The 26631-nt window shown below is 70.8% G+C and carries 27 protein-coding genes; 16 read left to right on the plus strand and 11 right to left on the minus strand.

Annotated elements, in window-relative coordinates:
• Positions 1–105 precede the first annotated feature (105 nt).
• Positions 106–894, minus strand: coding sequence for a GntR family transcriptional regulator (locus AC07EJ_RS08460; RefSeq protein ID WP_100595947.1), 789 nt, complete (start codon positions 892–894; stop codon positions 106–108).
• Between the two features lie 306 nt (positions 895–1200).
• Here AC07EJ_RS08460 and AC07EJ_RS08465 point away from each other — a divergent pair, with 306 nt between their 5' ends.
• The 4 genes from AC07EJ_RS08465 (at position 1201) to AC07EJ_RS08480 (ending at position 5906) form a co-directional block, all read left to right on the plus strand.
• Positions 1201–2481: an extracellular solute-binding protein gene (locus tag AC07EJ_RS08465; protein ID WP_389478632.1), complete on the plus strand. Its 1281-nt coding sequence runs from the start codon at positions 1201–1203 to the stop codon at positions 2479–2481.
• 99 nt (positions 2482–2580) lie between these two features.
• Positions 2581–3567 carry a carbohydrate ABC transporter permease gene (locus AC07EJ_RS08470; RefSeq protein ID WP_389478633.1) on the plus strand — a complete coding sequence of 329 codons (987 nt, stop codon included), beginning with the start codon at positions 2581–2583 and terminating at the stop codon, positions 3565–3567.
• Complete coding sequence (locus AC07EJ_RS08475) at positions 3564–4403, plus strand: carbohydrate ABC transporter permease (protein WP_389478634.1); 840 nt, start codon at positions 3564–3566, stop codon at positions 4401–4403. Before AC07EJ_RS08470 ends, AC07EJ_RS08475 begins: the two co-directional genes overlap by 4 nt.
• Positions 4404–4412: 9 nt before the next feature.
• On the plus strand, positions 4413–5906 hold the full coding sequence (locus AC07EJ_RS08480; RefSeq protein ID WP_478883975.1) for a glycoside hydrolase family 3 protein: 1494 nt from the start codon (positions 4413–4415) through the stop codon (positions 5904–5906).
• A 74-nt stretch (positions 5907–5980) separates the two neighbouring features.
• Here the strand turns inward: AC07EJ_RS08480 and nagB are convergent, their stop codons facing one another.
• Complete coding sequence (gene nagB, locus AC07EJ_RS08485) at positions 5981–6766, minus strand: glucosamine-6-phosphate deaminase (RefSeq protein WP_389478638.1); 786 nt, start codon at positions 6764–6766, stop codon at positions 5981–5983.
• 280 nt (positions 6767–7046) lie between these two features.
• Here nagB and AC07EJ_RS08490 point away from each other — a divergent pair, with 280 nt between their 5' ends.
• Positions 7047–8117, plus strand: coding sequence for an SIS domain-containing protein (locus AC07EJ_RS08490; protein WP_389478639.1), 1071 nt, complete (start codon positions 7047–7049; stop codon positions 8115–8117).
• A 462-nt stretch (positions 8118–8579) separates the two neighbouring features.
• Entirely contained in the window at positions 8580–10046 is a 1467-nt protein-coding gene (locus tag AC07EJ_RS08495) for a sensor histidine kinase (protein ID WP_389478661.1), read from the plus strand.
• A gap of 223 nt (positions 10047–10269) precedes the next feature.
• Here the strand turns inward: AC07EJ_RS08495 and AC07EJ_RS08500 are convergent, their stop codons facing one another.
• Both AC07EJ_RS08500 and AC07EJ_RS08505 read right to left on the minus strand, forming a co-directional pair.
• Complete coding sequence (locus AC07EJ_RS08500; protein WP_016639615.1) at positions 10270–10527, minus strand: WhiB family transcriptional regulator; 258 nt, start codon at positions 10525–10527, stop codon at positions 10270–10272.
• A 318-nt stretch (positions 10528–10845) separates the two neighbouring features.
• Positions 10846–11814, minus strand: coding sequence for a diacylglycerol/lipid kinase family protein (locus tag AC07EJ_RS08505; protein ID WP_389478641.1), 969 nt, complete (start codon positions 11812–11814; stop codon positions 10846–10848).
• 127 nt (positions 11815–11941) lie between these two features.
• Between AC07EJ_RS08505 and AC07EJ_RS08510 the strand changes: the two genes are divergently transcribed.
• Positions 11942–12409, plus strand: coding sequence for a hypothetical protein (locus AC07EJ_RS08510; protein WP_389478642.1), 468 nt, complete (start codon positions 11942–11944; stop codon positions 12407–12409).
• A 21-nt stretch (positions 12410–12430) separates the two neighbouring features.
• Here AC07EJ_RS08510 and AC07EJ_RS08515 read toward each other — a convergent pair whose 3' ends face one another.
• The 3 genes from AC07EJ_RS08515 to AC07EJ_RS08525 all read right to left on the minus strand — a co-directional run bounded on the left by AC07EJ_RS08515 (position 12431) and on the right by AC07EJ_RS08525 (position 14413).
• On the minus strand, positions 12431–13486 hold the full coding sequence (locus tag AC07EJ_RS08515; protein ID WP_478883976.1) for an RNA polymerase sigma factor SigF: 1056 nt from the start codon (positions 13484–13486) through the stop codon (positions 12431–12433).
• Positions 13483–13896, minus strand: coding sequence for an ATP-binding protein (locus AC07EJ_RS08520; RefSeq protein ID WP_362903918.1), 414 nt, complete (start codon positions 13894–13896; stop codon positions 13483–13485). Before AC07EJ_RS08520 ends, AC07EJ_RS08515 begins: the two co-directional genes overlap by 4 nt.
• A 256-nt stretch (positions 13897–14152) precedes the next feature.
• A complete protein-coding gene (locus tag AC07EJ_RS08525) occupies positions 14153–14413 on the minus strand; it encodes a UBP-type zinc finger domain-containing protein (protein WP_383887029.1) in 261 nt (86 codons plus the stop codon).
• 53 nt (positions 14414–14466) lie between these two features.
• On the opposite strand from AC07EJ_RS08525, the gene AC07EJ_RS08530 reads away from it, so the two are divergent.
• On the plus strand, positions 14467–16065 hold the full coding sequence (locus AC07EJ_RS08530) for a Na+/H+ antiporter (protein ID WP_389478644.1): 1599 nt from the start codon (positions 14467–14469) through the stop codon (positions 16063–16065).
• A gap of 7 nt (positions 16066–16072) precedes the next feature.
• On the opposite strand, the gene AC07EJ_RS08535 is transcribed toward AC07EJ_RS08530, so the two are convergent.
• The 3 genes from AC07EJ_RS08535 to AC07EJ_RS08545 all read right to left on the minus strand — a co-directional run bounded on the left by AC07EJ_RS08535 (position 16073) and on the right by AC07EJ_RS08545 (position 18069).
• Positions 16073–17002 carry a 1-aminocyclopropane-1-carboxylate deaminase/D-cysteine desulfhydrase gene (locus tag AC07EJ_RS08535; protein WP_389478645.1) on the minus strand — a complete coding sequence of 310 codons (930 nt, stop codon included), beginning with the start codon at positions 17000–17002 and terminating at the stop codon, positions 16073–16075.
• 48 nt (positions 17003–17050) lie between these two features.
• On the minus strand, positions 17051–17641 hold the full coding sequence (locus AC07EJ_RS08540) for an N-acetylmuramoyl-L-alanine amidase (RefSeq protein WP_389478646.1): 591 nt from the start codon (positions 17639–17641) through the stop codon (positions 17051–17053).
• A 194-nt stretch (positions 17642–17835) separates the two neighbouring features.
• Complete coding sequence (locus AC07EJ_RS08545) at positions 17836–18069, minus strand: hypothetical protein (protein ID WP_389478647.1); 234 nt, start codon at positions 18067–18069, stop codon at positions 17836–17838.
• A gap of 211 nt (positions 18070–18280) precedes the next feature.
• Between AC07EJ_RS08545 and AC07EJ_RS08550 the strand changes: the two genes are divergently transcribed.
• The 3 genes from AC07EJ_RS08550 (at position 18281) to AC07EJ_RS08560 (ending at position 21618) form a co-directional block, all read left to right on the plus strand.
• The gene (locus AC07EJ_RS08550; protein ID WP_393582397.1) at positions 18281–19687 is read left to right on the plus strand and encodes a family 2B encapsulin nanocompartment shell protein; all 1407 of its coding nucleotides are present in this window, start codon (positions 18281–18283) and stop codon (positions 19685–19687) included.
• A gap of 5 nt (positions 19688–19692) precedes the next feature.
• Positions 19693–20802 carry a family 2 encapsulin nanocompartment cargo protein polyprenyl transferase gene (locus AC07EJ_RS08555; protein WP_389478649.1) on the plus strand — a complete coding sequence of 370 codons (1110 nt, stop codon included), beginning with the start codon at positions 19693–19695 and terminating at the stop codon, positions 20800–20802.
• 186 nt (positions 20803–20988) lie between these two features.
• On the plus strand, positions 20989–21618 hold the full coding sequence (locus AC07EJ_RS08560; protein WP_389478095.1) for a GNAT family N-acetyltransferase: 630 nt from the start codon (positions 20989–20991) through the stop codon (positions 21616–21618).
• 25 nt (positions 21619–21643) lie between these two features.
• Here the strand turns inward: AC07EJ_RS08560 and AC07EJ_RS08565 are convergent, their stop codons facing one another.
• A complete protein-coding gene (locus tag AC07EJ_RS08565; RefSeq protein WP_389478096.1) occupies positions 21644–22234 on the minus strand; it encodes a TetR/AcrR family transcriptional regulator in 591 nt (196 codons plus the stop codon).
• Positions 22235–22408: 174 nt separating this feature from the next.
• On the opposite strand from AC07EJ_RS08565, the gene AC07EJ_RS08570 reads away from it, so the two are divergent.
• From AC07EJ_RS08570 to AC07EJ_RS08590, 5 genes are all read left to right on the plus strand, one after another.
• A complete protein-coding gene (locus AC07EJ_RS08570; RefSeq protein ID WP_389478098.1) occupies positions 22409–23008 on the plus strand; it encodes a dihydrofolate reductase family protein in 600 nt (199 codons plus the stop codon).
• A gap of 99 nt (positions 23009–23107) precedes the next feature.
• Positions 23108–23446: a DUF952 domain-containing protein gene (locus tag AC07EJ_RS08575; RefSeq protein ID WP_389478099.1), complete on the plus strand. Its 339-nt coding sequence runs from the start codon at positions 23108–23110 to the stop codon at positions 23444–23446.
• A gap of 100 nt (positions 23447–23546) precedes the next feature.
• The gene (locus AC07EJ_RS08580) at positions 23547–24491 is read left to right on the plus strand and encodes a hypothetical protein (RefSeq protein ID WP_478883977.1); all 945 of its coding nucleotides are present in this window, start codon (positions 23547–23549) and stop codon (positions 24489–24491) included.
• 139 nt (positions 24492–24630) lie between these two features.
• On the plus strand, positions 24631–26022 hold the full coding sequence (locus tag AC07EJ_RS08585) for an MFS transporter (protein ID WP_478884051.1): 1392 nt from the start codon (positions 24631–24633) through the stop codon (positions 26020–26022).
• 70 nt (positions 26023–26092) lie between these two features.
• Positions 26093–26587, plus strand: a complete 495-nt coding sequence (locus tag AC07EJ_RS08590) for a hypothetical protein (RefSeq protein WP_393582408.1) — start codon at positions 26093–26095, stop codon at positions 26585–26587.
• The last annotated feature ends 44 nt before the right edge of the window (positions 26588–26631 follow it).

The raw sequence follows: 26631 nt of genomic DNA on the forward strand, positions 1-26631 counted from the left end.
CTCGTCGTATGGAACCCCCGTCCGGATAACGGACAAAGCGTGGCCGACATGCCGTTCATGTGCCGACTTCTCGGTCGGCACAAGCGGATTCGCGTGCGACGCCCGTCAGTCCGTCGGGCGCTTGAGGCGGGCCACGAACTTGTAGCGGTCGCCGCGGTACACCGAGCGCACCCACTCGACGGGCTGCCCCGTGCCGTCCACGGAGTGCCGCGACAGCATCAGCATGGGCAGGCCCACGTCCGTGCCGAGCAGGCCCGCCTCGCGCGGGGTGGCCAGGGAGGTCTCGATGGTCTCCTCGGCCTCGGCCAGGCGCACGCCGTAGACCTCGGCGAGCGCCGTGTACAGGGACGTGTACTTGACCAGGGAGCGGCGCAGCGCGGGGAAGCGCTTGGCCGACAGGTGCGTCGTCTCGATGGCCATCGGCTCGCCGCTCGCGAGGCGGAGCCGCTCGATGCGCAGGACGCGGCCGCCCGCCGTGATGTCGAGGAGACCGGCCAGGGTGTCGTCGGCGGTCACATAGCCGATGTCCAGGAGCTGCGACGTGGGTTCCAGGCCCTGGGCGCGCATGTCCTCGGTGTACGAGGTCAGTTGCAGCGCCTGCGAGACCTTGGGCTTGGCGACGAACGTCCCCTTGCCCTGGATGCGCTCGAGCCGGCCCTCGACGACCAGCTCCTGAAGGGCCTGGCGCACGGTCGTGCGGGAGGTGTCGAACTCGGCGGCGAGGGTGCGCTCGGGCGGGACCGGGGTGCCCGGGGGCAGCGTCTCGGTCATGTCCAGCAAGTGCCGCTTCAGGCGGTAGTACTTGGGCACACGCGCGGTGCGGCCCGCTGCGGGTGCCTCCGCCGTCGTGGCGCCGCCCGCATCGGTTCCGCTGCTGCCCGCATGGGTGCCCATGGCCCGCCTTCCCGGCTCCTGTGGTGCTGCCGTCACCGGCTCCTCCGTCTGTCGCGGCTCACATGGTGGCACGGCCCTCCCCGGGGGAGCCGTGCTCCCTCAGGTGTCGGTCCGATAACGGACGCGACAGCCCTTCTTATACACCCTTGACACCCCTAAAGGTCTAGGCCAAGCTCCCGTGTACTGGTCTACACCATTAAAGACCAGGTCCCAGTCCCACGTGCAGTACCACGTCGAGTTCGTTGTGTTCGTCGTATGTCCGTCGTCGTGGGCGGGGGGGTTGCTGGCATCCCTGAGGAGGGTGACGTGAAGCGCAGGCTCATTGCGGCTATCGGTGTCGCGGGCATGTTGGTTTCGATCGCGGCATGTGGCAGTGGTGATGACGGCGGCACGGACAAGAAGGCCGGCGCCGACGGCTACAAAGGCCAGACGCTGACCGTGTGGGCCATGGACGGCTCCACGCCGGACACCTGGCAGAAGGACGTCACGGCGGCCTTCGAGAAGAAGACCGGCGCGAAGCTGAAGATCGAGATCCAGCAGTGGAACGGCATCCAGCAGAAGCTGACCACCGCCCTGTCCGAGGAGAACCCGCCCGACGTCTTCGAGGTCGGCAACACGCAGACCCCCGCCTACGCCAAGACCGGCGGTCTCGCCGACCTCTCCGACCTCAAGTCCTCGATCGGCGCCGACTGGGCCGAGTCGATGAACAAGTCCGCGGTCTCGGACGGCAAGCAGTACGCCGCCCCGTGGTTCGTCGTGAACCGCGTCGTCATCTACAACAAGAAGATCTGGGCCGACGCCGGCATCAAGGAACTCCCCAAGACCCGCGACGAGTTCTACAAGGACCTCGAGACCATCGGCAAGAAGACGGACGCCGAGCCGATCTACCTGCCCGGCCAGAACTGGTACCACTTCGTCGGCCTGACCATCGGTGAGGGCGCCGAGCTCGTCAAGAAGGACGGCGACAAGTACGTCTCCAACCTGGCCGACCCCAAGGTGGGCGCCGCCATGGAGACGTACAAGAAGTTCCAGGCCCTGTCCAAGGCCCCCAAGGACAAGGACGAGGCCACCCCGCAGCAGGCCGAGGTCTTCGCGAAGGGCAAGACCGGCTCCTTCATCGGCATGGGCTGGGAATCCGCCCTCGCCATCAAGGCCAACCCGAAGATCGAGAAGGAGATCGGCTACTTCACCGTCCCGGGTGCCACGGCCGACAAGCCCGAGGGCGTCTTCCTCGGCGGCTCCAACCTCGCCGTGGCCGCGGGCAGCAAGAAGCAGGACCTCGCCAAGGAGTTCCTGAAGCTCGCACTCTCCGACCAGTTCGAGGGCCAGCTCGCCAAGGAAGGCGGCGTGATCCCCAACAAGGAGGCGCTGCAGTCCAACCTCAAGGGCAACGCCGCCGCCGAGGCCGCCGCTCCCGCCGCCGCCGGCGGTGGCACCACCCCGCTGATCCCGGAGTGGGCCCCGGTCGAGAACGCTCCCAACCCGATCAAGACCTACATGACCGCGGTGCTGAAGGGTAAGTCCCCGGCCGCCGCCGCCAAGCAGGTCGAGGCCGAGTTCAACAAGCGCCTCTCGCAGAAGAGTTAAGGCAGCAACAGGCCCCGCGGGGACGGAGAGTGCCGCAAGGCCACTCCGCCCCCGCGGGGTCCACGGTGTCCCGGCAGGCCCAGAAAAGAGATGGCGAGCATGACCGTGCAGACCGAACGGCCGCCCTCCGGTCCGGCGGAGGTCCGGAAAGCGGACGGCGGGGGATCCGGCGGACCGAGAAAGCAGGCCCGCGGACGGGCCGGGACCCTCGCGCCCTATCTGCTGCTGCTGCCGGCGGTCGCGGCCACCGTGCTGCTCCTCGGCTGGCCGCTGCTCAAGGACGGGCTCCTGTCGTTCCAGAACCTCAACATGGGGCAGCTGATCCAGCATGTCACCGAGTGGAACGGCTTCGACAACTACCAAGAGGTACTGACCAGTTCGGACTTCTGGCGGGTGACCGGACGCTCCATCGTCTTCACCCTCGTCAACGCCGTCCTGATCATGGTGATCGGTACCCTCGTCGGCCTGCTCCTCGCCCGGCTCGGCAAGCGCATGCGCGTGCTGCTCCTCGTCGGGCTCGTGCTCGCCTGGGCGATGCCCGTCGTCGCCGCGACCACCGTCTACCAGTGGCTGTTCGCGGAGCGCTTCGGCGTCGTCAACTGGGTCCTCGACAAGCTCGGCTGGCACTCCATGGCCGACTACAGCTGGACCGGCAGCCAGCTGTCGACGTTCTTCGTCGTCACCGTGCTGATCGTCTGGATGTCGATCCCGTTCGTCGCGATCAACCTCTACGCCGCGACGACCACCATCCCCAAGGAGCTCTACGAAGCCGCGTCCCTGGACGGCGCCGGCCCCTGGAAGAGCTTCCTCTCGGTCACGCTGCCGTATCTGCGGCCCTTCCTCTACGCGACGACGTTCCTGGAGATCATCTGGGTCTTCAAGGCGTTCGTCCAGGTCTTCACGATCAACGGCGGCGGCCCCGACCGGCTCACCGAGATCCTGCCCGTGTACGCGTACATCGAGGGCGTCGGCAACCAGCACTTCGGCATGGGCGCGGCGATCGCCGTCCTGACGATCCTGATCCTGCTCGTGCTGACCGCCTACTACCTCCGGATCGTGCTCAAGCAAGAGGAGGACGAGCAGTGAAGCGCTCCGCTTCGTCGACGTTCCGCCGTGCCTGGCCCAACGTGACGGCCGTGATCCTGTTCATCGGCTTCGTCTTCCCCGTCTACTGGATGTTCGCCACGGCGCTCAAGCCGACCGGCGACATCATCAGCGAGAACCCCGTCTGGTTCCCGACCGAGATCACGTTCGAGCACTTCAGGACGGCGGTCGACGCCGACAACTTCTGGACTCTGGTGCGCAACTCGGTCACCGTGACCGTGCTCGCCGTCGTCTTCTCGCTGATCATCGGACTGGCCGCGTCGTTCGCCCTCGCGCGGATGCGGTTCAAGGGCCGCCGCGGCTTCATCATCGGGTTCATGCTGGCCCAGATGGCGCCCTGGGAAGTCATGGTCATCGCGATCTACATGATCGTGCGCGACGCGTCGATGCTGAACAGCCTCGTCCCGCTGACCCTCTTCTACATGGTGATGATCCTGCCCTTCACCCTCCTCACGCTGCGCGGCTTCGTCGCCGCCGTGCCCAGGGAGCTGGAGGAGTCCGCGATGGTCGACGGCTGCACCCGCATGCAGGCCTTCCGCAGGGTGATCCTGCCGCTGCTCGCACCCGGCCTGATGTCGACCTCGATGTTCGGCTTCATCACCGCCTGGAACGAGTTCCCGATGGTCCTCGTCCTCAACAAGTCGCCCGAGGCGCAGACGCTGCCGCTGTGGCTCTCCAGCTTCCAGACCGCGTTCGGCGACGACTGGGGTGCCACCATGGCCGCGTCCTCGCTCTTCGCGATCCCGATCCTGATCCTCTTCGTCTTCCTGCAGCGCAGGGCCGTCAGCGGCCTCACCGACGGCGCCGTGAAGGGATAACACCGCCAGATGACGACACTCACCGCACGCGGCTCCGACACCCTCACCCGTGACGCGCTCACCGTCCTCCAGCCCGGCTTCACCGGCACCAGCGCCCCCGACTGGCTCCTGCGCCGGCTCGGCGAAGGCCTCGCCTCCGTCGGCCTGTTCGGCCGCAACATCGCCTCCCCCGAGCAACTCGCGGAACTGACCGCCCAGTTGCGCGCCGAGCGCGACGACGTCCTGGTCGCCATCGACGAGGAGGGCGGTGACGTCACGCGCCTGGAGGTGCGCTCCGGCTCCTCGTTCCCCGGCAACCACGCCCTCGGCGCGGTCGACGACGTGGAGCTCACCCGGTCCGTAGCCGCCGAACTCGGCCGCCGCCTCGCCGCCTGCGGCGTCAACCTCAACTGGGCCCCGTCCGCGGACGTCAACTCCAACCCGGCCAACCCGGTCATCGGCGTACGGTCCTTCGGCGCCGACACCGGCCTCGTCTCGCGCCACACCGCCGCCTACGTCACCGGGCTCCAGTCCGCGGGCGTCGCCGCCTGCACCAAGCACTTCCCGGGCCACGGCGACACGGCCGTCGACTCGCACCACGACATGCCCCGCATCGACGTCGGCCTCGACGTGCTGTACGAGCGTGAACTCGCCCCGTTCCGCGCGGCGATCGCGGCCGGCACGCGCGCGGTGATGAGCGCCCACATCCTCGTCCCCGCCCTGGACCCGGACCGCCCCGCCACCCTCTCGCCCCGCATCCTCACCGGCCTGCTCCGCGAGGAGCTGGGTTACGAGGGGCTGATCGTCACCGACGGCATGGAGATGCAGGCCATCTCCGCCACGTACGGCATCGAGCGCGGCAGCGTCCTCGCCATCGTGGCCGGCGCCGACGCCATCTGCGTCGGCGGCGGGCTCGCCGACGACGAGACGGTGCTGCGGCTGCGGGACGCGCTCGTCGCGGCGGTGCACGCGGGCGACCTGCCCGAGGAGCGGCTCGCCGACGCCGCGGCGCGGGTGCGCGCGCTCGCCCGGTGGACCTCGGTGCCGGGCGCGGCCGAGCACTCGGGGGGCGCGCCCGACACCGGGATCGGGCTGGTCGCGGCGCGGCGGGCGGTGACCGTGACGCACGGTGAGCACGCGTCCCCGGTCACCGAGGCGCCGTACGTCGCCGCCTTCACACCCGTCGCCAATATCGCCGTAGGCGACGAGACGCCGTGGGGCGTCGCCGCCGAACTGGAGCGGCTGCTGCCCGGCACGGAGACCGGCAGCTTCTCCGGCGCGGACGCGGGCGCAGCCGCCCTGGCCGCCGCGGGGGAGCGGCGCATCGTCGCCGTGGTCCGCGACGCCCACCGCCACGCGTGGATGGCGGATTCCCTGGACACACTCCTCGATGCCCGCCCCGACACGGTCGTCGTCGAGATGGGCGTACCGCAGGCGCCACCCCGGGGAGCCCTCCACGTGGCGACGCACGGTGCGGCCCGGGTGTGCGGCCTGGCCGCCGCCGAGGTGATCGTCGCCGGGTGAGCCGAGCCCTACGCAAAGGTGCCGGTCACCCCTCACCAGGGGTGACCGGCACCGTCATGTCGGCCCGAACCCGCTTACAGCCCCTGCCAATCGGGCTTGTTCGCGTACGTGTGCCGGAAGTATTCGGCGAGCTTCAGCTTCGACGCCGCCGCCTCGTCCACGACGATCGTCGCGTGCGGGTGCAGCTGAAGCGCCGATGCCGGCACCACGGAGGCCACCGGGCCCTCGACGGTCGCCGCCACCGCGTCCGCCTTGCCCTCACCCGTGGCGAGCAGCACCAGATGCCGCGCCTCCAGGATCGTGCCGATGCCCTGCGTGATGACGTGGCGCGGCACCTGGCTGAGGTCGCCGTCGAAGAAGCGCGCGTTGTCCGCGATGGTCTGCTGAGTCAGCGTCTTGATCCGCGTACGGGAGGCGATCGACGAGCACGGCTCGTTGAACCCGATGTGCCCGTCCGTGCCGATGCCGAGCAGCTGGAGGTCGACACCGCCCGCCGCCGCGAGCGCCTCGTCGTACGCGGTGCAGGCCGCCTGCACGTCCTCGGCGCTGCCGTCCGGGCCGATGAAGGAGCCCTCGCTCAGGCCGAGCGGCTCGACGACCTCGCGCAGCACCGTCGCCCGGTACGACTCAGGGTGCCCGGTCGGCAGACCCACGTACTCGTCGAGCTGCGCGATACGCGCCTTCGAGGCGTCGACCTCGCCGCCGCGGACCTTGGCCGCCAGCGCCTCGTAGATGGGCAGCGGGGTCGAGCCGGTGGCCACGCCGAGCAGGGCGTCGGGCTTGCGCCGCAGCAGCTGGGCCATCGCCTCGGCGATGAGCTCGCCGCCTGCCTTGGCGTCCGGGACGATCACAACTTCCACGCTGGGCCTGCCGATCTGGTCGAGGGTGCGATGTTGCGCATGTGGTATAGACCAATCTAGCAGAGGTGGCCCGGCCGGTCACGGGGTGTACGGCGCCGTCTGCCCATGCTCGGCGCTCCCCGCCCCGGCGGCACCTCGTGCCCGCCCCGGCCGGGCGCGCGCCCGCCACAACGGCCAGAGTGGAAGGAAGCGTGGAAGCCGGAGAGGCAGGAGGCGCCCGGCCGGCCCCGGCCGTGCCCCGCCCGCCGCACCCGCGACCGCCTTTCTGGGAGGAGTCCGCATGACCGCCACCCCGTCGGCCCCGAAGGGCGAGCAGCCGGGCCGGATCATGGCCCGCGAGATGGCCGAGCAGCCCGAGGTGCTGCGCCGCATCCTGGACACCGGCGCCCCCCGCATCCACGAGGTGGCCCGGCGCGTCGCGGCACAGTCGCCCCGCTTCGTCCTGCTCACCGCCCGCGGCACCTCCGACAACGCCGCCCTCTACGCGAAGTACCTCCTGGAGATCCAGCTCGGGATGCCCTGCGGCCTGGCCTCCATGTCCACCACGACGGCGTACGGTGCCCGGCCCGACCTGCGGGACGTCCTGGCCGTCACCGTCAGTCAGTCGGGCGGCTCGCCCGACCTGGTGGCCTCCACGAAGGCGGCCCGCGCGGCCGGCGCGATCACCCTCGCGGTGACCAACAACCCGGACTCGCCGCTCGCCGCAGTCTCCGAGCACCACATCGAGATCATGGCGGGCCCCGAGAAGGCGCTCCCGGCCACGAAGACGTACACCGCGTCCCTGCTCGCGCTCTACCTCTTCGTCGAGGGCCTGCGCGGCGGCGACGGCGCGCCCGCCGAGGTGCTGCCCGGCCTCGCGCAGCAGCTCCTGGCCCGCCAGGACGAGGTGCGCACCCTCGCCTCCCGCTACCGCTTCGCGGACCGCATGGTGATTACCTCGCGCGGCTACGGCTATCCGACGGCCAAGGAGGCCGCCCTCAAACTCATGGAGACCAGCTACATCCCGGCCCTGTCCTACTCGGGTGCCGATCTGCTGCACGGCCCGCTCGCCATGGTCGACAACATCTCGCCGGTCATCGCCGTCGTCACGGACGGCAAGGGCGGCCGCATGCTCCAGCCCGTGCTCGACCGGCTGCGCGGCCGCGGCGCCGACCTCGTCGTCATCGGCCCCCAGGCCCAGGTGGACCAGGCGTCGGCCGGCTTCGTCCTGCCGACCGAGGGTGTCGCGGAGGAGGTCCAGCCGGTCCTGGAGATCATCCCGCTCCAGCTCCTCGCGTACGAGGTCACCATCGCCCGCGGCCAGGACCCGGACGCCCCGAGGGCACTGGCGAAGGTGACGGAGACGCACTGACCGGGACGTCTTCCGCGGGCTGGTATCGCCCCTTTTGAGACCCGAATCCGGGCGGATATCGCTGAAGGGGAGCTTCCACCCGACACGGACGCGACGGCTCTGGCACCCTGTGCAGGGCGGCCCGGCCCGCGGCGACCGCCGCGGGAGCGGGTGCGAAGAGACAACAACAAACATCGTCCAACGCGTAGACATGACAGAATGGTCTAGTCCACAATGCGATGGTAAAGCCTCCGCCCTCCCCGCACAGGAGGACGGACCGAGGAGCCGACGCTCTCTGCCCTGACTGCGGCGGGTCCTCACATGGCCGGCCGGGACCGCACACCCGACGGCTGTTGCAACTCCGGGCTGCGGTGCCGGGCGGGCTGAGGGTCCCTCCCAGGCGCCGCGGCCCGCGGGTGTCTGTGATCCAAACGAAAGAACCTGGGCCCGGACCCGCCAGGTACCCTCGGCTCCGTGCCCTCCATGAACGATCTCGTACGCCAGCACACGGCCCTCGGTGACACCGACCTCGAGTGGCTGCACCTGCTGGTCTCGGAGTGGCAGCTGCTCTCCGACCTCTCCTTCGCCGACCTCGTGCTGTGGGTCCCCACGCTCGACGGCACCCGCTACGTCTCCGTGGCGCAGATGCGGCCCAACACCGGCCCCACCTCGTACCAGGACGACATGGTCGGCCACCTCGTCCCGCGAGGCCGCCGCCCCCTCCTGGACGCCGCCCTCGACGAGGGCCGCATCGTCCGCGAGGGCGACCCCGAGTGGCGCGAGGAGGTCCCCGTACGGGTCGAGTCCATCCCCGTGCGCAGGGAGGGCCGCGTACTGGGCGTGATCGCCCGCAACACGAACCTGCTCACGGTCCGTACCCCCTCCCGCCTCGAACTGACCTACCTCCAGTCGGCCTCCGACCTCGCCCAGATGATCGCGGCCGGGTCCTTCCCGTTCCCGGGCCAGCAGGTAGACATGGACGCTTCCCCACGCGTCGGCGACGGCCTCATCCGGCTCGACGCCGACGGTGTCGTCCAGTACGCGTCCCCGAACGCGCTCTCGGCCTACCACCGGCTCGGCTTCTCCGCCGACCTCGTCGGGCACCACCTCGGCACGACGACGGCCGAACTCGCCCCGTCGCGCGGCCCCGTGGACGAGGCCCTCGCCAAGGTCGCCAGCGGCTGGGCACCGCGCGAGTTCGAGATCGAGGGGGAGGAGGGGTCGATCCAGCTCCGCGCGATCCCCCTCAAGCCCAAGGGCACCCGCATCGGTTCGCTCGTCCTGCTCCGCGACGTCACCGAACTGCGCCGCCGCGAGCGTGAGTTGATCACCAAGGACGCGACCATCCGGGAGATCCACCACCGGGTGAAGAACAATCTCCAGACCGTCGCGGCCCTGCTGCGCCTCCAGGCCCGCCGCATCGACTCCGACAGCGGCCGCGAGGCGCTGGAGGAAGCGGTGCGCCGCGTCGGCTCCATCGCCATCGTCCACGAGACGCTCTCCCAGAACCTCGACGAGCGCGTGGAGTTCGACGAGATCGCCGACCGGGTGCTCGCCATGGTCGCGGAGATCTCGCCCGGGGCGGTCACGGGCCGGCGCACCGGCCGGTTCGGCATCCTGGACGCCGAGGTCGCCACCCCGCTGTCGATGGTCCTCACCGAGGTCCTGCAGAACGCCCTGGAACACGGCTTCCGGCAGGGCGACACCGGCACGGTCGAGGTCTCCGCGGTGCGCGGCGGCACCACCAAGGACGCCCGCCTGCTGATCACCGTCACCGACGACGGCGTCGGCCTGCCCGAGGGCTTCGACCCGAAGCGCGCCGGCAACCTGGGCCTGCAGATCGTACGCACCCTGGTCGAGGGCGAGTTGAGCGGATCGTTCGACATGGTCCCGGCGCCCGGCCGCGGCACCCGGGTCGTCCTCGACATCCCGGTGACCTCGGACAAGTAGCCGGCCCGGCGCCGCAGGGCGCCGCGCGAGCAATCGACACACCCGCAAACGCCAGTGAGCCCCGGACCGTTGGGTCCGGGGCTCACTGTTCGCGTTGCCCGGGTCTACATCCCGGGCTGAGCCTGGGTGGAGCATCGGGGGTACTGCGCGCTGCGGCTCGGGGGCGGGAGTTGCGTACTCGCTGTACGCGCCGCCGGGCTCAGGCTCGTGGGGGGCGTGAACGTCAGGCGCTGGCCTGGCGAGCACGGTTGCGGGCGGCGCGACGCTTCATTGCGCGGCGCTCGTCCTCGCTGAGGCCACCCCAGACGCCGGAGTCCTGGCCGGACTCGAGCGCCCACTGCAGGCACTGCTCCATGACGGGGCAGCGGCGGCAGACGGCCTTGGCTTCCTCGATCTGCAGCAGCGCAGGACCGGTGTTGCCGATGGGGAAGAAGAGCTCCGGGTCTTCCTCGCGGCAAACGGCGTTGTGACGCCAGTCCATGGCTGCTACCTCTCCTTGGTATTACGTGCGGGTTGCTTGTGAATGTGAACGCTTTCACGAATCCCCTGACAACGGAAGGGACTTTCGTCACATCTGCGACGATGTCCTGTGTGTTGAGGAGGGGGTTCGGGCTCTCTGTGGGGCCGATGTTGCGGGCCGTCCCGAGCGCCATGTAGAGATTCGCAAACCTCGGCGGCGGATACAACCCCTTCAGGAAAGTTTTTTTTGATTCCTCGGTGTCGGCTAGGTCACAGCCGTACTTCCATGGGGTGGATCCTGGCCCAAACGTTCGAGATAAAGGACTTTGGGCTCTTCCACTCACACAATCACACGCAGTGCACGGCGTACGCCTGTGAACGTCACGCTCGTCCGCAGCCCCAGGTGGTCACCGTCCATCTGGAGGGGCAGGGGAGCCTTCGATTGCAAGGTGAAGTCGGTCAGGTCGTGCAGGGTGACGGCGTTCTTCCCATGGGGTCCCCGGTCGGGCGACGAGGTGAGCAGCTGGGTGCCGTAACGGGCCACCGAAGGGGCGGACAATTTCTTGAGTCCGAGCACGTCAAGGCCGGTGTCGAAGGACGCCTGAGGGGACGCGTAGAGCGGCCTGTTCCCCAGATATGACCATGGGGAGGTATTGCAGACTATGGACAGGACCAGATCGGTGACGGGGTTCTCACCCGGCCGGTCCAGTGTGATCCCGCCGTGTCGCCGGTCGTGCTCGCCGAGGAACTGACGTACGACCTGACGCAAATAGAGCGCGTGTGTGGAACGCTTCCCGCGCTCGCGTTGCTGTTCGACCCGGCCGATGACACCTCCGTCGAAGCCGAGACCGGCACAGAACGTGAACCACCGGGACGGGACGGCCTCGTCCTCCGTGCCCGGCGTACCGGCCGCGAGCCCAAGCCCCACCGTGCGCTCCCGGCCCTCGCGCAGGGCGTCGAGCAGGGCGCCCGTCGCCTCCACCGCGTCGTTCGGCAGGCCGAGGGCGCGCGCGAAGACGTTCGTGGAGCCGCCGGGGACGACGGCGAGGAGAGGGAGGCGGTCCAGGTCGGGGCCGTCGTGCAGCAGGCCGTTCACGACCTCGTTGACCGTGCCGTCGCCGCCGAGGGCCACGACCAGGTCGATGTCCTTGCTCTCCGCGGCCTGCCGGCCGAGGTCCCGGGCGTGCCCGCGGTACTCCGTGGTGATGGCCTCGAGCTTCATCTCGCTCGCGAGCGCGTGGATCAGCACGTCACGCGTACGCGCACTGGTGGTGGTTGCCGCCGGATTGACCACGAGAAGTGCACGCATGGGTTGCAGGGTACCTACCGGGTGGTACTCGGCCCAGACCGAGGTAGGAGTCGGGTAAGAAACCGGGGGTCCCGTCGGCCCCACCCGGGGCGGCCGGGAGGCATCCGCCGAGGGCTACCCTGCTTGGGTGACCTCTGAGCAGAACCCCAGCCCCGATGACGCCGCGACCACCGACGACGGACCGCGCCCCGGCCGGCTGACCGCGGCCGCCGCGCTGGCCGGGCTCGAGGGGGCCGCCCTGCTCGTCGGCGGCGTCTACATGCTCGTCATGGGCCTCGCGGGTCACCCCGACAACTCCGAGACGGCCGTGACCGGCGGCGTCACGCTCGCCGTCCTCGCGCTGCTGCCACTGATCGCGGCGCGCGGCCTGCTGAAGCGGCGCGGCTGGAGCCGGGGGCCCGCGATCATCACGCAGATCATGGCGCTCCCGGTCGCCTACACGCTGCTCCAGGCCGACAGCGTGATGATCCCCGGCGGGATCGCGCTCGCCGTCGTCGCGGTGACGGCCCTGGTGCTCCTGGTGAACCCGGCCACCACCCGGGCGCTCGGCATCAGGACCCCGGGCGCTCCCGGCGACGTACAGAACCAGAAGTAGCCGGCCCGTACGCCTTGGGTCTCACTCCTCGACGAGGAGCTTCTCCCTGAGCTGGGCCAGGGTGCGGGCCAGCAGGCGGGAGACGTGCATCTGGGAGATGCCGACCTCCTGCGCGATCTGTGACTGCGTCATGTTCCCGAAGAAGCGCAGGAGCAGGATCCGCTTCTCGCGCGGCGGCAGATCCTCCAGGAGCGGCTTGAGGGACTCCCGGTACTCGACGCCCTCAAGGGCCTCGTCCTCGGATCCCAGGGTGTCCGCCACGGCGGGCGACTCGTCGTCCGTGTCGGGGACGTCCAGGGACAGCGTGGAGTACGCGTTGGCCGACTCCAGGCCCTCCAGAACCTCCTCCTCCGAGATCGCCAGCTTCTCGGCGAGCTCGTGGACCGTGGGGGAGCGGCCGTGCAGCTGGGACAGCTCGGCCGTCGCCGTCGTCAGCGCGAGACGCAGCTCCTGAAGCCGCCGCGGGACGCGCACGGCCCAGCCCTTGTCGCGGAAGTGCCGCTTGATCTCACCGACGACCGTCGGCGTCGCGTACGTGGAGAACTCCACGCCGCGCTCCGGGTCGAAGCGGTCCACCGACTTGATCAGGCCGATCGTGGCGACCTGGGTCAGGTCGTCGAGCGGCTCGCCGCGGTTGCGGAAGCGGCGGGCCAGGTGCTCGACGAGCGGCAGGTGCATGCGGACCAGCTGATTGCGCAGGTCCGCGTACTCCGGGCTGCCGTCCTGCAGGGTGCGCAGCTCGATGAACATCAGCCGTGCGCCGCTGCGGTCCCGCGGATCGCGGGTGCGCTGCTGGTCACCGTGTCGCTCGTGCTCGCTCATCCATCCCGCCCGTCGCGCGTCCGGTCCTGCAGAGATCTTCTCTCCGCCGGCCGGCTCTGCCTGCTCCGACGCATCGGCCACCGCCGGCGGACCCGGCCGTTCGAGGTCCGCGGAGTCCGCGGGGTCCTCGGGGTGTGGCCGGGCCTGCTGTTCGGGGATGCCGCCGGCAAGCCGCCGCATCCCGTCCCCGCCGTCGGCCGGGAGGTCCTGTGTGCCGTGCTTCTCGTCCCGCACCGGCCCGTCCCCGTTCGTCACGCCGGCCCGGGACCCGCGCCGCGCTGTTTGTAGAGGCTGATCGAGACGGTCTTGTCGTCGGCGACCGTGGAGTCCACCTTGCCCGCGAGGGCCGACAGCACCGTCCAGGCGAAGGTGTCGCGCTCCGGGGCGCGGCCGTCGGTGGTGGGCGCCGAGACCGTCACCTCCAGCGAGTCGTCGACGAGCCGGAAGATGCAGCTGAGTACCGAACCGGGCACAGCCTGCTGGAGCAGGATCGCGCACGCCTCGTCGACCGCGATGCGGAGGTCCTCGATCTCGTCGAGGGTGAAGTCCAAACGCGCCGCGAGGCCGGCCGTGGCCGTCCGCAGCACCGACAGGTAGGCACCCGCAGCCGGCAGCCGGACTTCTACGAAGTCCTGATTCCCGGGCTCGCCTGCGATCTGGGACACCCTCACCTCCATGGTGGTACAAGCACTTTCGGGCTCCGGAGGATACGTCCCCCGGGTGACGCGCTATGTGTTCAGCGGTGACGCTACCGCGCGCCCAAGTCTTCTGTCCCGGGGACCCCCGGCCCGTTGGTGTCACTCATAGTAAGCCTATGAGTACGGACAGTGGCTAGAGGGTGTGTGGGCTCAATTGGAAAGAGCGGGCGCCGGGTTGACGTACCCAGGCCTTGCCCGGTCGAACCGCAAACCGGTGCGGTCCTCAGACGAGCAGGTTGTCCACGAAGCACCAGCGCCAGCTCTCGCCGGGCTCGAACGTCCGGATCACCGCGTGGCCCGAGGCCTTGAAGTGCTGCGTCGCGTGTTTGAGGGGCGAGGAGTCGCAGCAGCCCACATGCCCGCATTCCAGACAGAGCCGCAGCTGCACGGGGTGGCTGCCGGCCGCGAGGCACTCCAGGCAGGTGTCGCTGAGGGGCGCGGGCTCGGGGTGCGGCAGCGCGTCGACGTGCGGGCACTCGTTCATGATGGCCAGGTTACGACGGGCGGCGGCATGGCGGACGGCGGAGGGACGGGCTGATGGACGTAGTGCCCCTGGTGGGACTGATCGCGGCGAGTGCGGCGGTCGCGGGGGCCGCGCGCCGGACCCCGGTGCCCGCGCCGCTGCTGCTCGTGGCGGTGGGGCTCGTGGCCTCGTACCTGCCCGGGGTGCCGCAGTACACGCTCGACCCGCACATCGTGCTGCCGCTCATCCTGCCGCCGCTGCTGCACACCGCGGCCCTGGACAGCTCGTACCTCGACCTGCGGGCCAACGTCAGGCCGGTCGCGCTGCTCTCCGTCGGGTACGTGCTGTTCGCGACCGTCGCCGTCGGCTGGCTCGCGTACGAGCTGATCCCCGACCTGCCGCTGACGGCCGCGCTCGTCCTCGGCGCCGTGATCGCCCCGCCGGACGCGGTGGCCGCGACCGCCATCGCGCGCAAGGTGGGGCTGCCCGCGCGGATCACGACGATCCTCCAGGGCGAGTCCCTGGTGAACGACGCCACCGCGATCACCGCCTACAAGGTGGCGCTGGCCGCCGCGGTCGGGGAGGGCGCGAGCTGGGCGGGCGGGATCAGGGAGTTCCTGGTGGCGGCGGTCGGCGGGGTCGGCGTCGGCCTGGTCCTGATGGTGCCGCTGCACTGGCTGCGCACGCACCTGAAGGAAGCGGTCCTCCAGAACACCCTCTCCCTGCTCATCCCTTTCGTCGCCTACGCGGCCGCCGAGCAGGTCGGTGCTTCCGGAGTGCTGGCCGTGGTCACGGTCGCCCTGTACCTGGGGCACCGCTCCTGGCAGGTCGACTTCGAGACGCGGCTCCAGGAGGCCGCCGTGTGGAAGGTGGTCGCCTTCATCCTGGAGTCGGCGGTCTTCGCTCTCATCGGACTCCAGCTGCCCGTCGTCCTGAAGGACCTCGGCGAGTACAGCGTCGGGGAGGCCCTCGCGTACGCCGTCGCGGTCTTCGTCCTCGTCGTGGTGATGCGGTTCGTGTGGTCGTATCCGGCGACCTATCTGCCCTGGTGCCTGTCGAAGCGGATCAGGGAGCGGGAGCAGGACAGCGACTGGCGGCGGCCGCTCATCGTGAGCTGGGCCGGGATGCGCGGCGTCGTGTCGCTGGCGATCGCCTTCTCGATCCCGGTGTTCCTCGACGACGGGAGCCCTTTCCCCGCCCGCAACCTGGTCCTCTTCCTGACGTTCACGACCGTCATCGGCACCCTCGTCGTGCAGGGGCTCTCGCTGCCCTGGCTGATCAGGATCCTGAAGCTGCCGGGGCGCGATGCGCAGGCCGAGACGCTCGCCGAGGCGCAGGCGCAGAACGCCGCCTCGCAGGCCGCCGAGGAGCGCGTGGACGCGCTGATGGAGGACGAGCGCAACTGTCTGCCCGAGCCGCTCGAGGACCGGCTGCGGACCGTGCTCGAGCGCCGCCGCAACTCCGTGTGGGAGCGGCTCGGCCATGCCAACCCGGTGACGGGGGAGTCCGCCGACGACACCTACCGCAGGCTCACGCGGGAGGCCATCGCGGCCGAGCGCGAGGTCTTCGTACGGATGCGGGATGAGCGGCGGATCGACGACGAGATGATGCGCACGCTGCTGCGCAAGCTCGACCTGGAGGAGGCTGCCGCTTACCGGGAGGTCGACGACTGACCGTCCGCTACGGAGAGGGCGGTCCCGTGACGACGGCCATGAGCCGGGTGCCCGGCTCGAACGCGCCCTCCTCGGTGAGGGCGAGCAGCCCGAACAGCAATTTGGCCACGTAGAGGCGCTCCAGGGGCAGGCCGTGGCGCTGTTCGAAGTCCTCGGCGAAAGCGAGGAGGGCGGGGGTGGTGCGGCCGTAGCCGCCGCAGTGGAAGTGCTCGTCCAAGGACCAGTCGCCCTGCCGCCCGCCGAACGCGGCCTCCTGGAGGGCGCGTATCTCGTCGCCGAGGAAGCCGCCCTTGAGGACGGGTATGCCGAGCGCCCGCTGCCCCTCGCCGAGTCCGGCGGCGAGACCGGCGAGCGTGCCGCCGGTGCCGCAGGCGACGCCCACCACGTCGGCGGCGCCGCGCAGTTCCCGCCCGAGCGCCGCGCAGCCGCGCACGGCCTCGGCGTTGCTGCCGCCCTCGGGGACGACGTAGGGCGGCTCCCACGGCCCGTCGGACGGCGCCACCTCACGCAGGATGCGGGCGAGCGTGGCCGGATCCCGCTTCTCCCGGTACGTCGTCCGGTCGACGAAGTGGAGACGCATGCCGTCGTCCGCGCAGCGCGCGAGAGAGGCGTTCAGGGGCTGCCCGGCCAGTTCCTGGCCCCTGACGACGCCGATGGTCCGCAGGCCGAGGAGACGGCCCGCGGCGGCCGTGGCGCGCAGGTGGTTGGAGAAAGCGCCGCCGAACGTGAGCAGCGTGCCGTGGCCCGCGGCGGTCGCCGCTTCGAGGTTGGGCGCAAGCTTGCGCCACTTGTTGCCGGGCAGGTCAGGGTGGATGAGGTCGTCGCGCTTGACCAGGAGCCGCACCCCGTGACGGTGGAACCGGTCGTCGGCGACCGGCTCCACCGGCGAGGGCAGCCGGGGGTGCAGGAGCGGGCGCGGGCGGGGGTGCACAGTCACCCACTCATTGTGCAAGCGGATCGCCGCAGGCCGCGTGCCGGAGGGTGGCTACTTGAGCCGGTCGCGGATGCGCCCCCGCATCGAGGCCATCGTGAAGCCGCGCGGGTCGACCTTGCCCGGCTGCCACTCCAGGTGGCCGATCACCGACCGCTCCGTCCAGCCGTGCCGGCGGCACACCGCGGCCGCCGCCCGCTCGATCGCCTCCAGCTGCGCGGCGGGCCATGGATCCTTGCCGTCGCCGAGGTTCTCGCACTCGAAGCCGTAGAAGTGGCGGTTGCCGTCCGTGTTCGCCTCGTTGTCGTGGGGCAGCGCCTTCTCCGCGATGACCGCCCGCAGCACGTCGTCGTCGCCGAGACCTGCGTGATTGGCCCGGCCGTAGCCGACGAGGTGGACGCGGCCGTCCTTCGTGATGACGCCGTGGCACAGCGGGCCCGGCAGGTCCGCGTGCCCGTTCCGGCAGAGGTCGACGGTCTGCTTGCTGCCCGAGGTCACGGTGTGATGGATCATCACGCCGTGCACCGGGCCCCAGGGTCCCTTGTGGTTGCGGTTGTGGTGTCTCCAGTCGCCGACCTCGACCACCGTCAGGCCTTCACGCTTGAGGGCGTCCAGGAAACTGCTCGCGGACATGGGTGGGGCCATGGCCGCCTCCTTCGCGGGTGCGACGGAAGCGGTGCGCGTCCGTCTCGTACGCCGCTTGTACCCGAACCGGCGCACCGGAACTACTTGTTCGCATCGCGTGCGAGCCGTTCCGGTCATCGCGAGCCTATTCGGCCGAAGAGGCGCCTACGGGCCGGGGAAGCGCGCGTACGGGCCGGGAAGGAGGCGGGGCGGCCTCAGCTCCGCAGGAAGCCGTCCCCGTGTTCCGCGATGTGATTCTCCAGGGCTCCGAGCGCGGCCTGCGTCGCCTCGGGGGTGCCGGCGCCCTTGCGCTCCGCGTAGTACGCGGCGCCCAGCTTCTTCAGGAGGTCGCCGCCCGCCCGCTGCGCCTGCACCTCGTCCAGCTTCTGCTTGCCCTGCGTGAGCCCGCGCTGCGCCTGTTCCTTGGCGCGGTCCAGGAAGCCTGTCATTGCCGTCTCCCGTCATCAGTGCCTCGGTGTACCGGTTGAACGCCCGCCGGGATCTTGAAGTTCCGCCGTGCGGAAGTTCCCTACCCGGAAAAACGGGCATCGTGCCCTGTCCACCCCCATCCAACCCCGCTCGTTTGTGTGATGGCGCGGCCACGATGCGTGGTGGAAGTGTTGTCGCCGCAGGTCAGTTCTTGATCGGGAGGCAAAGCTCATGTCGGTAGGCGAAGAAGTCCGCACGGAGCAGGCCGGGCCGCAGCAGAGTCTCGGCACATCCGCCGCGCGGAATCTGGCCACCACCACCAAGTCCGCGCCGCAGATGCAGGAGATCAGCTCCAGGTGGCTGCTGCGGATGCTGCCCTGGGTGAATGTGCAGGGCGGCACGTACCGGGTGAACCGGCGGCTCAGCTACTCGGTCGGTGACGGACGCGTGACGTTCGTCAAGACCGGAGACCAGGTGCGGGTCATCCCCGCGGAGCTCGGTGAACTGCCGATGCTGCGGGACTACGGGGACCAGGAGGTGCTCGAAGAGCTCGCGGTGCGGTGCCGGCAGCGGGAGTACGCGCCGGGCGACCTGCTCGCCTCCTTCGGCAGCTCCGCGGACGAGGTGTTCCTCCTCGCCCACGGCAGGGTCGAGAAGGTCGGCACGGGCCCCTACGGGGACGACGCGGTCCTCGGGGTCCTCGCCGACGGTGCGTACTTCGGCGAGCAGGCGCTGCTCGACCCGGACGCCATCTGGGAGTACACGGCGCGCGCCGTGACCGCGTGCACCGTGCTCACCCTGCCGCGCCAGGACCTGGAGCAGGTCGCGGAACGCTCCGAGAGCCTCGCCGGCCACCTGGGAGCGCTGCGGACCATCCCCGCGCAGCGGACGAACAAGTTCGGCGAGAAGCAGATCGACGTCTCCGCGGGCCACGTCGGTGAGGCGGTGCTCCCGGGCACGTACGTCGACTACGACTCGGCGCCGCGTGAGTACGAGCTGAGTGTCGCCCAGACCGTCCTGCGCATCCACTCGCGCGTGGCGGACCTCTACAACCAGCCGATGAACCAGACGGAGCATCAGCTCCGGCTCACCGTCGAGGCGTTGAAGGAGCGCCAGGAGCACGAGCTCATCAACAACCGGGAGTTCGGCCTGCTCAACAACTGCGAGTACGAGCAGCGGCTCCAGCCGCACGACGGCGTGCCCGGCCCGGACGACATGGACGAGCTGCTCAGCCGTCGCCGGGGGTCGAAGCTGTTCCTCGCCCACCCGCGTGCCATCGCCGCCTTCGGGCGCGAGTGCAACAGGCGCGGGCTCGTCCCGGAGTCCATCGACGTAGGGGGCAACCGCATCCCGACCTGGCGCGGGGTGCCGATCTTCCCGAGCAACAAGATCCCCGTGTCCGACGCGCGCACGACGTCGATCATCTGCATGCGTACCGGCGAGGAGGAGCAGGGAGTCATCGGCCTCCAGCAGGCGGGCATCCCGGACGAGATCGAGCCCAGCCTGTCCGTGCGGTTCATGGGCATCAGCGAGCAGGCGATCATCTCCTACCTGGTGACGACGTACTACTCGGCGGCGGTGCTCGTGCCGGACGCGCTCGGCGTCCTGGAGAACGTCGAGATCGGCAGGTGGCGTTGAAGCTCATGACGCAGACGAAGCAGTCCATAGTGCCGCAGCAGCAGGGGGAGCCGGGCGGACAGGACGCGGAGGTGGCCGCGGACGGCCAGGAAGCGGCGGTGATCCTGGCGCAGGCCAGGGCGCAGGTGGACCCGGAGCTGCGCAGGGCCGTAGAGACCCTGCCCGGATCGTTGCGCCGCATCGCGCGCTACCACTTCGGGTGGGAGCAAGCGGACGGCACCGCGGCCACGGGACATGCGGGCAAGGCCATCAGGCCGGCGCTCGTCCTCGCCGCGGTGCGGGCGCTGGGGGGCGCTCCGGAGCTCGCGGTGCGGGCGGCGGCGGCCGTGGAGCTCGTCCACAACTTCACGCTCCTGCACGACGACCTCATGGACCGGGACACCACGCGCAGGCACCGGCCGACCGCGTGGACCGTCTTCGGGGACGCCGACGCGATCCTGGCGGGCGACGCACTCCAGGCGCTCGCGCAGCGGCTGCTCGCCGAGGATCCGCACCCGGCGGCCCGGGCGGCGGCGGCCCGGATCGCGGCCTGTGTGGTGGAGCTGTGCGAGGGCCAGGTCGCCGATGTCGCCCTGGAGAGGCGTGAACCGGACGAGGTCACGCTGGACGAGTGCCTCGTGATGGCGGAGGCGAAGACGGGCGCGCTACTCGGCTGCGCCTGCGCGATCGGGGGGTTGTACGCGGGGGCCGAGGAGGAGGAGGTCGCGGCCCTCGACGGGTTCGGCCGGGAGGCCGGGCTCGCGTTCCAGCTGATCGACGACGTCATCGGGATCTGGGGGGATCCGGCCCGTACGGGCAAGGCGGCGGGCGCCGATCTGGCGGTACGCAAGAAGTCGCTGCCGGTGGTGGCGGCGCTGGCCTCGGGCATGCCCGAAGCCGGTGAACTGGCCGCGCTCTACGGGGTGGTGGGACCGGACGACGGCCCGCCGAAGGAGGGGGAGCTGGAGGCCATGGCGCTGGTCGTCGAGCGCGCCGGGGGGCGCGACTGGGCGCAGCTGCACGCGGCCGACCGGATGTCCCGGGCGGTGCACCAGCTGTCCCGGGCGGTCCCGGCGCCGGAGGCCGCGGGCGGACTGCTGTCGCTCGCCGAGTTCGTGACGAGACGCAGCCACTAGGGGGGAAATCATCCGCAGGGGAGGGGAGTTGAAGTGATCTGTGGGCCCCGCACTCCGGGAGGAGTGCGGGGCCCACACGCGCGTACGGAACCGATCGCCTAGGCTGCAGCGGGCCGGCGTGTGGCGGCCGACCGGCGCAGGGACACGGCCCGTTGAGGCGGGCCGCGACGTGAGGGGGCGGGGGCCATGGGCGTGGCGATCCGAAGGGCGACGGAACACGACCGGGCGGATCTTGTGCGGCTGCTCGACGAGGCGTTCATGGACGACCCGGTGAGCGGCTGGGTCTTCCCCGGCCTGGCGCACCGCCGCCGCAGGCACGCCGCTCTCATGGCGGCCTTCATCGACATCTCGCTGAGCGAGGGATATGTCGACATCACCGAGGACGGCGCCGCGGCCGCGCTCTGGCTGTCGATACCGGCCCGGCCGGGCGGGCAGGCCGGCCGGGACGAGAACCAGGACGAGGCCGAGGACGACGACGGTCCCGCGCAGCTGCGCGCTGCCGTGGACCCGGACAACGAACGGGTCGAGGAGATCGGCCGGTTGACCTCGGGGGCCCACCCGCGCGAGCGCGCGCACGAATACCTGTGGATGATCGCCGTGGACCCGGCGCGGCAGGGGCAGGGCCTCGGTACCGCGCTCATGGCGCCCGTCCTCGACCGCTGCGACCGCGAGGGCGTGGCGGCGTATCTGGAGGCGAGCAGCGCCCGTAGCCGTGTGCTGTACGAGCGGCTCGGCTTCGCGTGCACCGGCAACGGGGTCGCGCTGCCGGACGGGCCGACGATGTGGCCCATGTGGCGTAATCCGCAAGGCAGTTGAGCCATGGCCGCAGGGGTGGGTGTGGCTACTCCTGCGGCACGATCGTGCGGACGATCCGGTCCATGAGGCCCTCGGGGACGCTCACGCCGGGTACGGCGCCGTCCAGCATCCCCGGCATCGTCAGGTGTTCCAGGATGAGACCCAGGGTGGCGAGGTAGAGCACGGTCACCGTCTCTGCGCCGCCGGGGAGCCCGGACTCGGTGTGGAACGAGATGCCGAAGTCCAGGTCGCCGCGGAGCGACTTCATGAGGGACGCGCGCAGTTCTGGCCGGCGTCCCGCCTCCAGGCGCATCTCCATCATGGCCAGATAGCCGGTGCGGTCGCGCTGCGCGCGGCCCAGCAGATCGTGCATGAACGCCGCGACGAGATCGCGGTCGCGCGGACGCTCCAGGAGTTCCGCGACCACCGCCGGGTCCGGAGCCAGCCGCTCGTGCAGCCATGCGTCGATCTGGTGCAGCAGGTCGTCCCGGCTGGTGAAGTAGTTCGACGAGGTGCCCGTGGGGACGCCCGCCGCCGCGTCCACCGCGCGAAAGGTCAGGCCCCGCGCGCCCTCGGCCGCGAGCACCTCCACCGCGGCGTTCACCAGGGCCACCCTGCGCTCCGCGTTCCGTGCCATCTGTGCGCTCCTTCTGACCGGAGATCCGGGAGCCCACCGGACCGGAATCCCGAAACCTCTTGCAACCACTACAGGTGAAGCACTATAACTGCAGTTGTTCGAGCGGTGCCATGGCACCGAGGTCCGTACGACGGCCCGCCCGAACACCCCTGTCATCTGCGGAAAGAGACCCACTTGCGAAAGCTCACGTACTTCGTCGCCGTGTCGATCGACGGTTTCATCGGAGGCCCCGACGGAGACGCGAACGCCTTCATGCCCTTCGTGGACGAGGAGTTCCTCGGGTTCCTCACGACCGAGTACCCCGAGACCATCTCGGCGGAGGGCCGCCGGATCCTCGGCCTGGAGCACCTGGTCAACAAGCGGTTCGACACCGTCATCCAGGGCCGGGCCAGCTACCGGATCGGCCTCGATGCCGGCCTGACCAGCCCGTACGGACACATGCGCGAGTACGTGGCGGCGCGCTCGATCGAGAAGTCCCCCGACCCGAACGTGGAGATCGTCGCCGACGATGTCGTCGGGAAGATCCGCGAACTCAAGGCGGAGGACGGCGAGTTCGGCATCTGGCTGTGCGGTGGCGCGACGCTCGCCGGTGTGCTCGCCGACGAGGTGGACGAGCTGGTGATCAAGACGTATCCGCTGGTCTTCGGCTCGGGCATGCCGATGTTCGGCTCCGGCTTCGCGATCGGCGAGTTCGCCCTGGAGGAGAACCGGACGTTCGGCAACGGCGTGATCGTGCGGACGTACAGCAGGAAGAGGCCGGGGCTCCCCGGCTAGATTCTTTGCCGGGCGGTGCCGAGAACGCTGCTCTCGTGAGGTGCGCTCCCGGCCGAAATGCGATGCCCGCCCGAGCGATCGGCTCGTAGGTTGTCGCGCATGACCGAACTCCTGCACATCACCGAGCGTTCCCTGTGGGACGCGGCCCGCGCGTCCGGCGTCTACGAGATGTCCACGCGCGGCAAGACCCTCGCCGAGGAGGGCTTCATCCACTGCTCGCTGGCGCACCAGCTGCGGGGGGTCGCCGACTTCCTGTACGGCACGTACGACGGACCCGACGAAATCGTGGTCCTGGTCATCGACAGCGAGCGGGTGCCGGCGCCGGTCAGGTTCGAGGCGCCGGAGCCCGGCGCCGACGAATTCCCGCACATCTACGGGCCGTTGCCGGTGGAGGCCGTCACCGAGGTGCGGGACTGGGACGGCGGGCGGGTCCGCTAAAGTCCCCTCGGTCCGCCCGTCAGTCGGACGGGCGTTCGGATTCGGGGGTGACTCGCCCCCGGACGGGGACGGGCCGGTGCGAGCCGGCCGAGGGGGTTCGGTGCGGGTACGGCGAGGGGGCGGCCCCGTAGGGGTCGTGGCGGCGGCGATGACGGTGTTCCTGCTGGCGGGGTGCGACGGTACGCCGTCCGAAGGGCAGCGGACCGCGGACGGTGTCCCGATCGTCCGAGAGGCGAAGGATCTGCCCGAACTGCCTCTGCATCACTACGAGTTGACTGCCGATGACGACGACGCGTACCGGACGCTCCACCGCGCCCAGATGCTCCTCGCCCAGCGTTGCATGCGCGACTTCGGCTTCGCCGACTTCCCCCGCGACCCGAAGAGCCCGGGTACCGGCGCGGTCGCCCTGGTGGCCGTGGCCCAGGATTCCGCGGGGCAGTTCGACCTGGAGAAGGCGCGGCGCTGGGGGTACGGCTGGGACCCGAAGCGGGCCGTCCCGGTCGAGCCCGCGGGGCGCGTCATGACGGCCGAGGAGTCGTACGTCTACCGGGGGCACCGTGTGGGCGGGCCGTCGACGATCCGCGGCAGGCGCGTCCCCGAGCAGGGCTGCCTGGGCCGCGCGGAAAAGCGCCTCTACCGCGGCGTGCGGGATCTGCGCCGCACGTGGGCGTACGTCCCGCAGCGGTCGGCCGTCCTGCACCAGGCGGCCATGAAGGACAAGCGCGTGCGGCGGGTACTGAAGGCCTGGTCGCAGTGCGTCGTGGACAAGGGGTTCAAGCGGTACGGCACCCCCGACGACGCCTTCCGCGACAAGGCGTGGCAGCGCGAAAACGGCGGCAACACGTCACGTTCGCGTCGCGAGCGGGGCACGGCCGTCGCCGACATCGAGTGCAAGCGCGAGCACAACACGGCCGGGGTGTGGTGGTCCGTGCTGTCCGAGGTGCAGCGGGCGGACATTGCGCGCCACAGGTCCGCCTACGAGTCGGCGCGGCGGTCCCAGGAGACGGTGCGGGACAACGTGCGCGAGGTGCTCGCCGCAATGTAATGGGACTGCGGTTCCCTTAAGGCGCTCCACTCTGCTACGTTTGGCGTGCCTTAACGGGAACGCAGAACCATTTAAGGAGTGCCCCATGTCGGCGTCCACGCAGACCGCCCCCGCCCCGGCCGTCGCACCACCCCCGCGCATGACCGCCCGCCAGAGGTTCGTCCTCACCCTCCTCCTCGGCGCCCAGTTCATGATCGCCGTGGACTTCTCGATCCTGAACGTCGCGCTGCCCGTCGTCGGCGAAGGGCTCGGCTTCTCGCTCTCCCGTCTCCAGTGGATCGCCACGGCGTTCGCGCTCGCCGCCGCCGGGTTCACACTCCTCTTCGGCCGCGTCGCCGACCTCGTGGGCCGCAAACGGCTGTTCCTCGCCGGTATGGCCGTCCTGGGCGCCTCCTCCCTCCTGGGCGGCCTCGCCACCTCGCCCGAAGTCCTCCTCGTGGCACGGGTGTTGCAGGGCCTCGCGACCGCGGCCGTCACCCCGGCCGGGCTCGCCCTCCTGACCACCGCCTTCAAGGAAGGGCCGCTGCGCGAACGCGCCCTCGGCCTCAACGGCGCCCTGATGTCCGCCGGCTTCACCGCGGGCGCCATCCTCGGCGGACTCCTCACGGACCTGCTCTCCTGGCGCTGGGCGTTCTTCGTCAACGTCCCCGTCGCCGCTCTCGTCCTCGCCCTCGCCCCGTCCGTCATCACCGACTCGCGCCCCGATCGCCGCCCGCGCCTCGACATCCCCGGCGCCGCGACCGTCACCGGCGGACTCCTGCTCCTCGTCTACGGGCTCACGCAGGCCGGCGAGACCGGCTGGGGCGCCCCCACGACCCTGGCCGCACTGCTCGCGGGCGCCGCGCTCCTCGTCGCCTTCCGGTTCGTCGAGAAGCGGGCCACCGCGCCCCTCGTCCCGCTCCACATCCTCGGGCGGCGCTCCGTGATCTGGGGCAACGCGGCCGGGCTCATCGCCTTCGTCACCGAGACGTCCCTCGTCTTCCTGCTCACGCTCTACCTCCAGGAAGTCCTCGGCTACTCGCCGCTCGCCACGGGGCTCGCCTTCGGCGTCCTCGGGCTCGGCACCGTGATCGGCGGCACGCTCGGCGGCCGCGCCGTCGGACGCCTCGGCAACCGGACCACGATCGTCGTCGGCGGCGCCGTCCAGGCCGTCGCGACGCTCGCCCTGGTGGCGCTCGGCACGTCGGGGTCCTGGATCTGGCTGCTCCTCGCGGCCACGTTCGTCGGCGGAGTCGGCAACATGCTGGTGATCGTCGGCTTCATGGTGACGGCCACGTCCGGACTGCCCGACGAGGAGCAGGGACTCGCCACCGGCCTCGCGACCATGACCCAGCAGGTCGGCATCACCCTGGGCATCCCGGTCATGAGCGCGATCGCCACGGCCCGCATGGGCGGGGCGACCGGTCCGCACGCGGTCCTGTCCGGAGTCTCCACCGCCGTACTCGTCAACTCCCTTCTGGTGGCCGCCGGTTCGGTCCTCGCCGCGCTGTTCCTCGCGCCCCGGCGAGCACGTGACAGGGCGGACGGCTGAACCCCCGGCCCTGCATGATGGGGCCACGCCCGATCGCCCGGTCACCACAGCCGCAGCACCGGCCCTCCCGGTGGCCGTCGACCAGGGCGCGCTCCTCGCCCTCGCCGACGGTCACCACGCGCGTGCCGTACGCCCGCTGGGCAGCGGGGAGCGCGCCGGTCATGTCGTCAAGACGTACGCCATCGAGGCACCGGGACGCGCGGTGACGGAGCGGGACGCCGCCGCCGTCATGCCGCTCGTCGACGCCCACCTGGCGCTCGGCGCCGTCCGGGGCTCGCTCGGCCTCGCCGTGGTCCTGCTGCACGCCGGGGGAGACGGCGACTACGTCCTCGTCCACACCTGGATCGAGGGCCACATGTCCGACCTGGCGGTCTTCACCGGACCGGCAGGACGTCCGGAGCTGCTGCGGCCCGGCCGTACCGGCCTCGCCCCCTGCGTCCGGGAGGCGGCCGTGCTCGCCCACGAGCGCAGCGCGTTCACCCGCCACGTGGTCGACGGCGAAGGCCCCCTCGCGGATCGCCTCGCCGCCCGGTCCGCGGACGTCACCGAAGAGGACGCCCGGTGACCGACGCCCAGGTGAGCGTGCGCCGCGCCCGCCCGGCGACCTGC

Source organism: Streptomyces sp. NPDC045026 (assembly GCF_056432625.1).